Origin of the sequence: Izhakiella australiensis, from assembly GCF_002006995.1 — a bacterium.
In the GTDB taxonomy this organism is placed as follows: Bacteria; Pseudomonadota; Gammaproteobacteria; order Enterobacterales; family Enterobacteriaceae; genus Izhakiella; species Izhakiella australiensis.
In genome coordinates this window covers 17,081-29,377 of sequence record NZ_MRUL01000020.1, presented here as the reverse complement: position 1 = coordinate 29,377, position 12,297 = coordinate 17,081, and the positions used below count along the sequence as shown (strand labels likewise).

13 protein-coding genes and 1 other annotated feature are annotated in these 12,297 nt (G+C 54.8%); of the genes, 7 read left to right on the top strand and 6 right to left on the bottom strand.

The window, feature by feature from the left end; genetic code table 11:
• Nucleotides 1–127 precede the first annotated feature (127 nt).
• The 3 genes from BTJ39_RS20130 to BTJ39_RS20120 are packed head-to-tail and all read left to right on the top strand — an operon-like array spanning nt 128 to nt 2,561.
• The gene (locus tag BTJ39_RS20130) at nt 128–817 is read left to right on the top strand and encodes a metal ABC transporter ATP-binding protein (protein ID WP_078004549.1); all 690 of its coding nucleotides are present in this window, start codon (nt 128–130) and stop codon (nt 815–817) included.
• Nucleotides 817–1,686: a metal ABC transporter permease gene (locus BTJ39_RS20125; protein WP_078004511.1), complete on the top strand. Its 870-nt coding sequence runs from the start codon at nt 817–819 to the stop codon at nt 1,684–1,686. The genes BTJ39_RS20130 and BTJ39_RS20125 overlap by 1 nt, the downstream gene beginning before the upstream one ends.
• Entirely contained in the window at nt 1,683–2,561 is an 879-nt protein-coding gene (locus tag BTJ39_RS20120; RefSeq protein ID WP_078004510.1) for a metal ABC transporter substrate-binding protein, read from the top strand. The genes BTJ39_RS20125 and BTJ39_RS20120 overlap by 4 nt, the downstream gene beginning before the upstream one ends.
• 91 nt (nt 2,562–2,652) lie before the next feature.
• Here BTJ39_RS20120 and ykgO read toward each other — a convergent pair whose 3' ends face one another.
• From ykgO to BTJ39_RS20100, 4 genes are all read right to left on the bottom strand, one after another.
• Entirely contained in the window at nt 2,653–2,793 is a 141-nt protein-coding gene (gene ykgO, locus BTJ39_RS20115) for a type B 50S ribosomal protein L36 (RefSeq protein WP_078004509.1), read from the bottom strand.
• Between the two features lie 9 nt (nt 2,794–2,802).
• On the bottom strand, nt 2,803–3,060 hold the full coding sequence (locus BTJ39_RS20110) for a type B 50S ribosomal protein L31 (protein ID WP_078004508.1): 258 nt from the start codon (nt 3,058–3,060) through the stop codon (nt 2,803–2,805).
• A gap of 134 nt (nt 3,061–3,194) precedes the next feature.
• Nucleotides 3,195–6,344: a multidrug efflux RND transporter permease subunit AcrB gene (locus BTJ39_RS20105; RefSeq protein WP_078004507.1), complete on the bottom strand. Its 3,150-nt coding sequence runs from the start codon at nt 6,342–6,344 to the stop codon at nt 3,195–3,197.
• Nucleotides 6,345–6,366: 22 nt separating this feature from the next.
• Nucleotides 6,367–7,566, bottom strand: a complete 1,200-nt coding sequence (locus BTJ39_RS20100; protein WP_078004506.1) for an efflux RND transporter periplasmic adaptor subunit — start codon at nt 7,564–7,566, stop codon at nt 6,367–6,369.
• Between the two features lie 149 nt (nt 7,567–7,715).
• On the opposite strand from BTJ39_RS20100, the gene acrR reads away from it, so the two are divergent.
• Entirely contained in the window at nt 7,716–8,366 is a 651-nt protein-coding gene (gene acrR, locus BTJ39_RS20095; protein WP_078004505.1) for a multidrug efflux transporter transcriptional repressor AcrR, read from the top strand.
• On the opposite strand, the gene rsmS is transcribed toward acrR, so the two are convergent.
• Nucleotides 8,342–8,509, bottom strand: a complete 168-nt coding sequence (rsmS, locus tag BTJ39_RS20090; protein WP_078004504.1) for a pleiotropic regulatory protein RsmS — start codon at nt 8,507–8,509, stop codon at nt 8,342–8,344. The two genes, acrR and rsmS, sit on opposite strands and share 25 nt — an antisense overlap.
• 73 nt (nt 8,510–8,582) lie before the next feature.
• Complete coding sequence (gene priC / locus BTJ39_RS20085) at nt 8,583–9,116, bottom strand: primosomal replication protein PriC (protein ID WP_078004503.1); 534 nt, start codon at nt 9,114–9,116, stop codon at nt 8,583–8,585.
• Nucleotides 9,117–9,169: 53 nt separating this feature from the next.
• Between priC and BTJ39_RS20080 the strand changes: the two genes are divergently transcribed.
• The 3 genes from BTJ39_RS20080 (at nt 9,170) to dnaX (ending at nt 12,279) form a co-directional block, all read left to right on the top strand.
• Entirely contained in the window at nt 9,170–9,547 is a 378-nt protein-coding gene (locus BTJ39_RS20080) for a DUF454 family protein (RefSeq protein ID WP_078004502.1), read from the top strand.
• A gap of 158 nt (nt 9,548–9,705) precedes the next feature.
• Nucleotides 9,706–10,257 carry an adenine phosphoribosyltransferase gene (gene apt, locus BTJ39_RS20075; RefSeq protein ID WP_078004501.1) on the top strand — a complete coding sequence of 184 codons (552 nt, stop codon included), beginning with the start codon at nt 9,706–9,708 and terminating at the stop codon, nt 10,255–10,257.
• An 81-nt stretch (nt 10,258–10,338) separates the two neighbouring features.
• On the top strand, nt 10,339–12,279 hold the full coding sequence (gene dnaX, locus BTJ39_RS20070) for a DNA polymerase III subunit gamma/tau (RefSeq protein WP_078004500.1): 1,941 nt from the start codon (nt 10,339–10,341) through the stop codon (nt 12,277–12,279).
• Nucleotides 11,615–11,676: a sequence feature (DnaX frameshifting element), on the top strand. (Overlaps the previous gene by 62 nt.)
• Nucleotides 12,280–12,297 lie beyond the last annotated feature (18 nt).

The window sequence follows — 12,297 nt, the reverse complement described above, 5'->3', positions numbered from 1 at the left end:
GTGGCTGTGTGATGCAGATTATCCCCTCCAACGTCAGCTTGCTGACGCTTTCCGCCTTCGTTCGTTGCGCATTAGTTTTACTGCCAGCCGCCGCGCTGCTGCTGATTTGCTGGTGGGCAACGTTGGTATGATCACTTTTAATCAGCTTCGCGTTGGCTATCGCGGAAGGGCGGTCACGCCCGCTATTGATGGCACGTTGGCGCAAGGTTCAATGACCGCGCTGGTGGGCGCAAACGGAAGTGGAAAATCGACATTATTAAAAACCCTGGCCGGGGCTATTCCGCCAGTCAGCGGCTCGGTAAGTCGTCCCAATCCCCCCGTGCGCTTCGCCTGGCTCCCGCAGCAGGCCGATATAGAAAAACAGTTTCCGGTGTCGGTGTTTGACATCGTTGCCATGGGATGCTGGCCGCGCACTGGTTGGCTGCGCGCCGTTTCACGCAGTCAGCGTAATGAGATTATGCTGGCGTTAGAAACCGTTGGTATGGACGCATTTGCTAAAGCGCAGCCGGGCACCTTGTCCGGTGGTCAGCTGCAGCGCGTCTTGTTTGCTCGCATGTTAATGCAGCAGGCGCAATTACTGCTGCTGGACGAACCCTTTAGCGGTATTGATGAAAAAACCGTTGCGTTGCTGCTGTCTCTTCTGCATGAGCGCCATCAGGATGGATGTACCCTGGTGGTGGTTTTGCACGATTCGCAAACGGTAGAGCGTCATTTTATGCAGGTGCTGCGCATTGGCAGCGAGCAGGTTAGCTGGCAGCAGAATCAGGCAACGGTCGTTCCGCTGGCGGCGGCTCGTCGCGGAGGAACGTCATGTTAATGCATTTCTTCCAACCGCTGCTGGAGTTTGGCTTTATGCGGCGGGCCTTAGTGGCCTGCCTTGCACTATCCGTTAGTTCAACACCGCTCGGCATGTTTCTTTCATTGCGGCGGATGAGCCTGGTCGGCGATGCGCTCTCGCACGCTGTTTTACCCGGCGCGGCTTTAGGTTACCTCATCTCTGGGCTCTCACTGGTGGCGATGGGCATCGGCGGCGTTATTGCCGGGCTGACGGTGGCGCTGCTTTCCGGCGCGGTTAGCCGCTTTACACCGCTGCGCGAGGATGCCAGCTTTGCCGGTTTCTACCTGGGGTCGCTGGCACTTGGTGTGACCCTCGTTTCATTAAAAGGCTCCAGCGTCGATTTGCTGCACGTGCTGTTTGGCTCGCTGCTGGCGGTGGATAACCCGTCATTGCTGCTGGTAACCCTCATTTCTTGCGTCACCCTGATCGTGATGGCGCTGATCTATCGCCCGCTGGTTATTGATGCCTTCGATCCGGGTTTTTTGCGCACGCAAAATCGCTGGAGCTCACCGCTGGTGCACGGCATCTTTCTGCTGCTGGTGGTGATCAACCTGGTGGCCGGTTTTCAGGTGCTGGGCACGTTAATGTCCGTTGGACTGATGATGTTGCCTGCCGCCAGCGCCCGCTTCTGGAGCCAGCGCCTGCCCTGGCAAATTAGTTGTGCGGTGGTGCTGGCGATCCTCGCGACCTTTATTGGTCTGCTGCTGTCATTTTATCTTTCTTTACCTGCCGGCCCGGCGGTCGTGCTCAGCGCCGCCGGGCTATTTTTTATTTCGATTTTACTGGGGCCGAGCGGCGGTTTGTTAAGCCGGCGCTCGCCTGTTTTTATGGCAAAGGAGTCAAAATGAAAAAGTATACCCTGGCGCTGGCTGTGGCCGCGTTAAGCTTTACTGCCGTTATTCAGGCAAAGACCGTTGATGCTGTAGCCAGCTTTTCCGTGCTGGGTGATATTGTTAAGCAGGTTGGTGGTGAACACGTTGCGGTCAAATCGCTGGTTGGGGCAAACGGCGATCCGCATACCTTCGAGCCGACGCCACAGGATGGCCTCGCGCTGTCCAAAGCTAACGTGGTTTTTGTCAGTGGCCTTGGCATGGAAGGCTGGATGGACCGTCTCATCAGCGCTTCCGGCTATAAGGGGAAGGTGGTGGTGGCTTCTGATGGCGTTTCCAGCCGTTCGATGGACGAAGATGGCAAGCAGGTCACCGACCCTCACGCCTGGAACAGCATGAAAAACGGTGTTATCTACGCGCAGAACGTGATGAACGCGCTGATCGCCGCCGATCCGCAGGATGCCGAATACTTCCGTCAGCACGGCGGCGCTTATATTGAAAAGCTGCGTAAGCTGGATAGCTGGGCAGAACAAACCTTCAAGGCGATTCCGGTTGCGAAGCGTAAAGTGCTAACCAGCCACGATGCCTTTGGCTACTTTGGCCAGCGCTATGGCGTCACTTTTCTGTCGCCGGTCGGTTTTTCAACCGAGGCAGAAGCCAGTGCGGGGGATGTTGCCAGGCTGATCCAGCAGTTGAAACAGGAAAAAATTCATACCTATTTCATCGAAAATCAGACCGATCCTCGCCTGGTAAAACAGATAGCTTCCGCCAGTGGCGCGAAGCCGGGCGGCGAACTTTATCCTGAAGCGCTGAGCGATAAAGGCGGGGACGCCGCCACCTATACTCAGGCGTTTGAACATAACGTCAAGGTGCTGGCTGCGAGTATGAAATAGTTACATACCGCGTTTAACGATAAAAAAGGCGGATCGCGATGCGATCCGCCAGTCGTCACTTCTATTTTATCTGAAGAAGATCCCTCTGCGATCAGCGTTTCTTCTTTCTTCCTTGCACCGCTTTAAAACGCGGATTGCTTTTGCAAATGACGTACACGCGACCGTGACGTCGTACTACTTTGCAATCTTTATGGCGAGTTTTCGCCGCACGTAGTGAACTCAGTACCTGCATCGCTCAACCTTACTGGCGTGAAGTAGAAAAACGGCCAAAGCGCTGATTAAAGCGGGCAGCGCGGCCTTCGCGGGTCAGATCCTTCTGCTTGCCGGTGTAAAAAACATGGGAAGCTGAGGAGACGTCGAGAGTGATATAGGGAAAGGTTTCACCTTCCAGTTCGATAGTGCGTTCGGTCTTAATCGTCGAGCCGACTTTAAAATATGCGTCGACAGAGGTGTCGTGAAAAACCACCGTCCGGTACTCGGGATGGATACCTTCTTTCATAATAACCAGCCTTGTATGTTATAACGTAACATTAATTATGGCGGTTTTATCATCATGCGACAACCCTTCTGGTGATAAAAAGATAAAAAAAAGGCCGCCCACAGGCGACCTCATGACTAACGTAACAGAACAGTTTACTGGTGGTGTTCCGTATCGTGACCGGCTTCCAGCTCGGTTTTATGCCGCGAGAATCGACGACGGACGACAACAAAGAACACCGGGACAAAGAATATCGCCAGTACCGTTGCCGTCACCATGCCGCCCATCACTCCGGTACCCACCGCATTTTGCGCACCTGAGCCTGCGCCGGTGCTGATAGCCAGCGGCAGCACCCCGAGAATAAATGCCAGCGAGGTCATCAGAATCGGACGCAGACGCATACGGACAGCTTCAAGGGTTGCTTCAACCAGACCTTTACCTTCGATTTCCATCTGGTCTTTAGCAAACTCCACTATCAGTATGGCGTTTTTAGCCGAGAGGCCGATGGTGGTTAGCAGTCCGACAAGGAAGTAAACGTCGTTGCTCAGGCCGCGTATCGTCGTCGCAATCAGCGCGCCGATAACCCCCAGCGGCACGACCAGCATAACCGAAAATGGAATCGACCAGCTTTCATAGAGTGCGGCAAGGCAAAGGAATACCACGACCAGTGAGATGGCAATCAACGCCGGCGCCTGGCTGCCTGACAGACGTTCCTGATAGGACATGCCCGTCCAGTCGAAGCCGATGCCTTCCGGCAGCTGATGGGCCAGCTGTTCCATTAGCGCCATAGCGTCGCCAGAGCTTTTACCGGGCGAAGGTTGCCCCAGAATTTCCATTGAGGGCAGGCCGTTATAGCGTTCCAGGCGCGGCGAGCCGTATATCCATTTGCCCGTAGCGAAGGCGCTGATTGGCACCATCGAACCGTTGGTGGCGCGTACGAACCAATTATCAACATCGCTTGGCAGCATACGATACTGGGCCTGACCCATGACGTAGACTTTTTTCACCCTGCCTCGGTCAATAAAGTCATTGATGTAGCTGCCGCCCCAGGCCGTAGCGATTGTGGTATTGATATCGCTCAGCGACACGCCCAGCGCCAGTGCTTTTTGCTGATCGATAGTCAGCTTGTACTGCGGCGTATTTTCCAGGCCGTTAGGGCGCACACCGACAAGGGTGTCAGGGTGTTTAGCAACCATGCCAAGCAGCTGGTTACGCGCCTGAGTGAGCTTGTCATGGCCGAGGTTAGCCTGATCGATCAGTTCAAAGTCGAAGCCGGTGGCGTTACCTAGTTCGATAATTGCCGGCAGGTTGAACGGAATAACCATCGCATCTTTAATCTGTCCAAGAGCCTTCATTGCACGACCGGCAATGGCTGGTACCTTGTTTTCAGCGCCTTCGCGCTCATCCCAGGGCTTGAGACTCATAAAGGCGATACCGGTATTTTGTCCGCGACCGGCAAAACCAAAGCCGTTAACGGTAAATACCGACTTAACGTTATTCTTCTCTTTGGTCAGGAAGTAGTGGGTTACCTGATCGAGCACCTTCTGCGTCCGCTCCTGGGTCGCGCCGGCCGGCAGCTGAGCCTGAGCCAGCAGCAGCCCCTGATCCTCTTCGGGCAAGAAAGATGAAGGTAGTTTAATAAACAGATAACCCATACCCACTACAATCAGCAGATAGATAATCAGATAGCGCCCGGTGCTGCGAATAATATGACCGACACTGTCCGTGTAGTGATGCGTGCTTTTTTCAAAAACCCGGTTAAACCAGCCAAAAAAGCCGGTGGTTCTGCCATGGCTGCCTTTTTGCACCGGTTTAAGAATGGTGGCACACAGGGCGGGCGTCAGCACCAGTGCGACGATAACCGACAGGATCATGGCCGACACGATGGTGATGGAGAACTGACGGTAGATTACGCCGGTCGAGCCGCCGAAAAAGGCCATCGGAATAAATACCGCCGAGAGCACCAGCGCGATACCTACCAGCGCGCCCTGGATTTGCCCCATCGATTTTCGCGTTGCCTCTTTGGGCGGCAATCCTTCCTCCGCCATCACGCGCTCGACGTTTTCGACCACCACGATGGCGTCATCTACCAGCAGCCCGATCGCCAGCACCATGCCGAACATCGTCAGGGTATTTATCGAATAGCCAAAGGCGCTGATAATGGCGAAGGTACCGAGCAGCACCACCGGAACCGCAATGGTTGGAATGATGGTGGCGCGGAAGCTTTGCAAAAACAGGTACATTACCAGGAATACCAGCACGATAGCTTCGGCAAGGGTTTTCACCACTTCATTAATTGAAATTTTAATAAAGGGCGTGGTGTCATAGGGATAAACCACTTTCAACCCGGCAGGGAAGAAGGGCTCCAGTTTACCCAGCGTGGCTTTTACCGCATCGGCGGTATCCAGCGCATTCGAACCGGTTGCCAGCTTAATACCGATACCGGATGCGGGCTGGCCGTTAAAGCGGGCGATAACCTCGTAGTTTTCACCGCCAAGCTCAATTTTCGCCACGTCGCGCAGCAGTACGTGCGAGCCATCGCTATTGACCTTCAACAGAATTTTTCCAAATTCATCGGTTGAGGTCAGTCGCGTCTGAGCAATGATAGAGGCGTTTAGCTGCTGGCCAGGCACCGGCGGAGTTCCCCCCAGCTGGCCTGCGGCAATCTGCGTATTTTGCGTTTTCAACGCGTTAACTACGTCAACCGGCGTCAGTTGATAGTCATTAAGCTTGTGCGGATCTAACCAGATTCGCATGGCATACTGCGCCCCGAAGATCTGCGTATCGCCAACGCCGGGCGTACGGCTGATAGGATCTTTGATGTTCGAGGCAACGTAGTCAGCAATGTCGTTCTGGTTCATGGTGCCGTTGGTGTTGATAAAACCGGCGACCATCAGGAAGCTACTCGATGATTTCTGTACCTGAATACCCTGCTGCTGCACCTCCTGCGGTAACAGCGGCATTGCCAGCTGCAGTTTGTTCTGCACCTGAACCTGGGCGATGTCCGGGTCGGTGCCGGACTGGAAGGTCAGTGTTAGCTGCAAGGTACCGGATGAATCGCTGTTTGAGGACATATACATCAGTCCGTCAATGCCATTCATATTCTGCTCGATAACCTGCGTAACGGAGTCTTGCAGCGTTTTAGCATCGGCACCCGGATAGTTTGCACGAATCTGAACCGCCGGTGGAGCAACTTCAGGATATTGCTCGATCGGCAGTTTCAGAATCGATAGCGCGCCCGTCAACATAATGATGATGGCGATTACCCAGGCAAATATGGGGCGATCGATAAAAAACTTAGCCATGAATCAAAGTTTCCTTTAAGGCTTATTTATTTTGTTCAGACTGAGCCTGAGAAGGGGCGCTCTGGTTTTTCGCATCCTGGTCGCTGGCTTCCTGCGGATTGACCGTTATCCCCGGTTTCACACGCTGCAGGCCGGTAACGATGACGCGATCGCCCGATTTAAGTCCTTTGGTCACCAGCCACTTATCGCCAATCGCCTGTGAGGCATCGATGGTGCGCATTTCGACTTTATTGTCAGCCCCGACAACCATGGTTGTCGCCTGGCCGGTTGGCGTGCGGGTTACCGCCTGCTGCGGAACCAGCAGCGCGTCCGGGTTAGTGCCTTCTTCAAGGCGGGCGCGGACAAACATACCGGGCAGCAGATTTCCATCAGGATTCGGGAAAATAGCGCGTAGCGTAATTGACCCGGTGGTTTGATCGACCGTTACGTCTGAAAATTCCAGCGTACCGGTTTGAGGGTAAAGGGTGCCGTCCTGGCTAATCAGTCTGACCTGCGCTTTGCCGGCAACCTGCTTAAGCTTTCCTTCCTGCAGTTCATTGCGCAGGCGCTGGAAATCTTCGCTGGGTTGGGTCACGTCAACATACATCGGATTGAGCTGTTGCACGGTTGCCAGCGCAGTAGTCTGTCCGGAACTGACCAGCGCCCCTTCAGTGACGGCAGATTTACCGATGCGGCCGCTGATAGGGGAGGTGACCTTGGTGTAGGCGAGATTAATGCGCGCGGTTTCTACTGAGGCCTCAGCGGTTTTTACTGCCGCTGCGGTTTGCGCAGCATTGCCCAGCGCGGTGTCATAATCCTGTTGGCTGAGATATTTGGTTTTCACCAGCGACTTATAGCGATTAAGCGTCATTGCCGCCACTTTGGCGTTAGCCTGTGCCTGAGCAAGTTCGCCTTTGGCGCTATCATAGGCGGCCTGATAGGTTGCCGGATCTATCTGATAAAGTGATTCACCCGCCTTGATTTCGCTGCCTTCAACAAAGTTACGCTTGAGAATAATACCGGAAACCTGGGGGCGAACTTCGGCTATACGGAACGGCGAGGTGCGACCTGGGAGGTCAGTTGTAATGGTCATCGATGTGCTTTTTAGCGTGACAATCCCAACTTCGGGCGCCTGCTGCTGATTGGCTTGCTGACCATTTTTGTTATCACAACCTGCCAGCATTACGCTGCCAGAGAGCATCAGAACGACCGCCAGAGGCGAGATCCCTCTGTTTTTGTTCATAAATAAACCTCGAATGTCCAATATCGAATGTTTTGTTCAATGGGATCGCAATACCGTATAGCCCATTGCTGCGTTTGAATTATGGTCGTGCTATGGTACATACGTTCGCAAATGTATGTAAATCGGCATGATTGTAAAGAACTTCCTTTATGGCACGAAAAACCAAAGAACAAGCTCTTGTAACAAAAAAACAAATTATTGATGCAGCCATCGCTCGCTTCTCTGAGTTTGGCGTTTCAGCAACCTCACTGGCGGATATTGCCAGCGCGGCGGGCGTGACGCGCGGTGCAATCTACTGGCATTTCAAAAATAAAACGGACTTGTTAAATGAAATTCTTGCTCAGTCGGAATCTGGCCTGGAAAACTTAGAACAAGAGTATCGATTAAAATACCCTGCAGATCCACTGTCTGTGCTACGCGCCATGCTTATCTACGTGCTTAAAGCCACCGCCTGCGACCCGCACCGACGTTCACTTTCAGAGATCATTTTCCACAAATGCGAATTTGTTGGTGAAATGAAGACTTTACAGCTGATGCAGCAGAATCTCTATCTTGAATGCTATGAAAAAATTGAAGATGTATTACACGAATGTGTTGCTGCAGGACAGTTGCCGTCGGGGCTGATAACCCGCCAGGCGGCAATTATCATCCGCGCCTACATGACCGGCCTGATGGAGAACTGGCTGTTCATGCCGGAAAGCTTCAACCTGGCACAGGAAGCGCCACAGCTGGTTTCCACACTGATTGAGACGCTGCAGCACAGCTCGGTGCTGTCTCAATCGGCGCTGGAGTTCTCCTGAGCGGATTGCAATTTTTTTTGGAAATCGCGTTTGACGATCTCCAGCGCGGCCAGCACGGTTGCGGCCTCAATGGTGTTCTCTTCTAATAGCATGATTAAATCTACCGCCAGCTTGATTTCTGGCGGTGCATTTTCCAGCGACATTCCTTCCCCCGGTAAACATGGCGGCGATGGTATTTACGGTAAAAAAATCATCGCCATGTGGTTATCCCGCCATTTATTGGTAATTTTCGCGCGACTCAATGCGACGCTCGATGTTTTTTAATGCCTGTCGGCAGCGCTGCAATCGGCCTTCCAGCGCGGCGATTTCGCGTTGGACCTGCGGCGCGCTGGCAGATGTGCCCTGTTCTAACTGCTTTTCACGGTCGGCGATCATTGCTTGCAAGCGGCGTTCATAATCCTGATGCTCGGAAAGCCTTTCATACAGGGTCTTACCCGGTTCCGCTTCCGCTGGCTCTGACTGGCGTAGCGACTGCGTCGCCAGCTCGCGCTCCAGCGCAGCGATTTGCTGCACCAGACGTTCCGCAGACCATGCCACCTGCTCACTGCGATTGTGGGCTACGGCCTGGCTCAGCTGTGCCATATTACGCTCGGCTTCCTGCAAGCAATCGATTAATTTCACACTCTGGCTATGAAATAACTGATTGTCAAAACGCGCCCGTGCGCTACGCTGTTGAGCAACGGGCGCCAGCCGTTCAGCCAGTTCAGTCAGCTTTGCCTGTAGCTGCGCCAGCAACCGATCGCTTTTCATTCATTTTCCTTGGTCAGACTGCAGATGCTGACTGTGAGCATAACAGGTACGCAATGCAACGGACTATTTTACTGATTACCGGCTGGCTGGCGATGTTTCTGGCGCTGGCCGGCGTGCTGTTACCTTTGCTGCCCACTACGCCATTTTTATTACTGGCCGCCTGGTGCTTTGCCCGTTCCTCGCCGCGCTTTCATCACTGGCTGCTGAACCGCTCATGGTTTGCCTCTTATTTACGCAACTGGCAACGCCATCGTGCTTTACCCGCGGCGGCAAAACGGCGAGCCATTGCGTTTACCGTTCTGAGCTTTGCGGTTTCACTGTGGCTGGTCAAGCTGCTTTGGCTGCGCGTTATGCTGCTGCTTATTCTCGCTGTGCTGCTGTGGTTTATGTGGCGGCTACCGGTGATAAAACCTGAGGACGATCAAGTCTGAAGGGCGTTATCTGGTTGCAATCAGCGGGTGTTTTGCATAAATTTAGGGGTTTTCGTGCGTGGCTTTCCCGGCAAAATTCGACAGGCAGCCGTCCTTCAAGTCGGGGCGGTAAAAGGGAGCTACGCGAGTCAGATTCGGTTTTTACCAGGCGTATCATTATGACTGCTACAGCAGAGCAGATTAAGTTTCTTGAAAATAGTATTAAAAGTATTGCCGATTACCCAAAGCCGGGGATCCTGTTTCGTGACGTCACCAGCCTGCTGGAAGCTCCGAAAGCCTTCGCGCTCAGCATTGAGCTGCTGGTCTCCCGCTATCGTGATCAAGGCATTACTAAGGTTGTAGGAACTGAAGCCCGCGGCTTTTTGTTTGGCGCCCCCGTCGCGCTCGGACTTGGCGTCGGTTTCGTTCCGGTACGCAAACCGGGCAAACTGCCGCGTAAAACCCTGAGCGAGAGCTACGAACTGGAATACGGCAGCGATGCGCTGGAACTGCATCAGGATGCGATTCATGCCGGTGATAAAGTGCTGGTTATCGACGATCTGCTGGCAACCGGCGGTACCATCGAAGCGACCGTGAAGCTGATTCGTCGCGCTGGCGGTGAAGTTAAGCACGCGGCTTTTGTTATAAACCTGTTTGATTTGAGCGGCGAAAGCCGGCTTCAGGGCCTCGGCGTAGAGAGCTACAGCCTGGTTAATTTCCCCGGCCACTAACGGTCTGGATAACAGCCTCGCTGTAAGGGTGGGGCTGTGTTAGCATGACCTACCGGTAAACTCAACTTCCCCCACTAATTCATGAGCTATCAGGTCCTTGCCCGCAAGTGGCGCCCACAAGCGTTTTCCGAAGTTGTCGGACAGCAACATGTGCTGACCGCGCTGGCCAATGGCCTGTCGCTGGGGCGCATCCATCATGCATGGCTGTTTTCCGGTACGCGCGGCGTCGGCAAAACGACGATTGCCCGCCTGCTGGCGAAAGGGCTGAACTGCGAAAGCGGCATCACCGCGACGCCGTGCGGACAGTGCGATAACTGCCGTGAGATCGAGCAAGGGCGCTTTGTCGATCTTATCGAGATAGATGCCGCCTCGCGTACCAAGGTCGAAGATACCCGCGATTTACTCGATAACGTCCAGTACGCGCCGGCGCGCGGGCGTTTCAAAGTTTATCTGATTGATGAAGTGCATATGCTCTCGCGCCACAGCTTCAATGCGTTGTTAAAAACGCTGGAGGAGCCGCCGGAGCACGTTAAATTTCTGCTTGCCACCACCGATCCGCAAAAGCTGCCGGTCACCATCCTGTCGCGCTGCCTGCAGTTTCATCTCAAGGCGCTGGAGCCGGAGCTGATTCGTCAGCAGTTGGCCTACGTGCTGGAGCAGGAAAAGATTACGGTCGAACCACGGGCGCTGCAGCTGCTGGCGCGCGCAGCCGATGGCAGTATGCGCGACGGACTGAGCCTCGCCGATCAGGCTATTGCGATAGGGCAAGGGGCGGTTAACGTAGAAACCGTCAGCGCGATGCTCGGCACGCTGGACGACGAACAGCCGCTAGCGCTGATTGAAGCGCTGGTGCAAGGCGACGGCCAGCTGATGATGACCCAACTGGCCCAGGCAGCGAGCCGCGGCGTGACCTGGGATGCGCTGCTGGTGGAAATGCTGGCGTTGCTCCATCGCATCGCCATGACCCAACTATTACCCGGCGGGCAGAAAGACGAATCCGGCAATGAAGCACGTCTGAACGAACTGGCGCGCACGCTGCCGCCGGCTGAGCTGCAACTTTACTATCAGACGCTGCTGGTCGGCCGCAAAGAGCTGCCCTACGCGCCGGACCCGCGCATGGGGGTGGAAATGACGCTGCTGCGGGCGCTGGCCTTCCATCCTTTGCAGATAATAACCGAGCCCGCAGCACGTCCGGTGATGACCACCCAGCAGAAGCCTCAGCCCGTTGCAGGCGCCGAACGGCCTGCCGCTGCAGCGGCCAATCCTGCGCATATTCCCGCGCCTCCGGCATCAGATGCGCCGTCGAACCTGCCTGACAGTACCAGCCAGCTGTTAAAAGCTCGCAGCCAGCTACAGCAGCAGGGGGAGAATAAAGCAAAAAAGAATGAACCGGCGGCGCGGAGTGCGCGGCCGGTGAGTCCGGCGCTGGAGCGGCTGGCTGCCGTTACCGAACGCGGGCAGCAACGCCTGCAGGCCGCAGCGGAAAAAAGTACACCGGCGGCAAAAAAGGAAGCCTATCGCTGGAAGGCCCAGACGATAGTTGACGTTGCCGCGGCGCCGGTGACTACGCCGAAAGCGCTGCGAACTGCTCTGGAGCATGAAAAAACGCCGGAGCTGGCGATCCAGCTGGCGCTGGAGTCGCAGCAGCGTGATGGCTGGGCGCTGCAAATCACGCAGCTACATTTGCCAAAGCTGGTGCAGCAGCTGGCGCTGAACGCCTGGAAGGAAGAGACGGCTGAGGGCATTTGCCTGCATCTTCGCAGCAGCCAGCGTCATCTTAATTCGACCGGGGCGCAGCAAGCCCTGAACGAAGCGCTAAATCAGCACGCCGGGCGCCCTCTTGAACTGCAGATTGTGGAAGATGATAATCCGCAGGTGAAAACACCGCTGGAGTGGCGTCAGGCAATATATGAAGAGAAGCTGGCGCAGGCGCGTCAGTCAATTCGCGCGGATAATCATATTCAGACGCTGTGCCGCTTCTTTGATGCGGAAGTTGATGATGAGAGTATTCGCCCCGTTTAACGAGCCGCGCGCATATCG

Coding starts and splice junctions, on each gene's coding strand:
- dnaX (WP_078004500.1), top strand. CDS start 10,339: ATGAGCTATCAGGTCCTTGCCCGCAAGTGGCGCCCACAAGCGTTTTCC.
- acrR (WP_078004505.1), top strand. CDS start 7,716: ATGGCACGAAAAACCAAAGAACAAGCTCTTGTAACAAAAAAACAAATT.
- apt (WP_078004501.1), top strand. CDS start 9,706: ATGACTGCTACAGCAGAGCAGATTAAGTTTCTTGAAAATAGTATTAAA.
- BTJ39_RS20100 (WP_078004506.1), bottom strand. CDS start 7,566: ATGAACAAAAACAGAGGGATCTCGCCTCTGGCGGTCGTTCTGATGCTC.
- BTJ39_RS20080 (WP_078004502.1), top strand. CDS start 9,170: ATGCAACGGACTATTTTACTGATTACCGGCTGGCTGGCGATGTTTCTG.
- BTJ39_RS20125 (WP_078004511.1), top strand. CDS start 817: ATGCATTTCTTCCAACCGCTGCTGGAGTTTGGCTTTATGCGGCGGGCC.
- BTJ39_RS20110 (WP_078004508.1), bottom strand. CDS start 3,060: ATGAAAGAAGGTATCCATCCCGAGTACCGGACGGTGGTTTTTCACGAC.
- BTJ39_RS20120 (WP_078004510.1), top strand. CDS start 1,683: ATGAAAAAGTATACCCTGGCGCTGGCTGTGGCCGCGTTAAGCTTTACT.
- BTJ39_RS20105 (WP_078004507.1), bottom strand. CDS start 6,344: ATGGCTAAGTTTTTTATCGATCGCCCCATATTTGCCTGGGTAATCGCC.
- BTJ39_RS20130 (WP_078004549.1), top strand. CDS start 128: ATGATCACTTTTAATCAGCTTCGCGTTGGCTATCGCGGAAGGGCGGTC.
- rsmS (WP_078004504.1), bottom strand. CDS start 8,509: ATGTCGCTGGAAAATGCACCGCCAGAAATCAAGCTGGCGGTAGATTTA.
- ykgO (WP_078004509.1), bottom strand. CDS start 2,793: ATGCAGGTACTGAGTTCACTACGTGCGGCGAAAACTCGCCATAAAGAT.
- priC (WP_078004503.1), bottom strand. CDS start 9,116: ATGAAAAGCGATCGGTTGCTGGCGCAGCTACAGGCAAAGCTGACTGAA.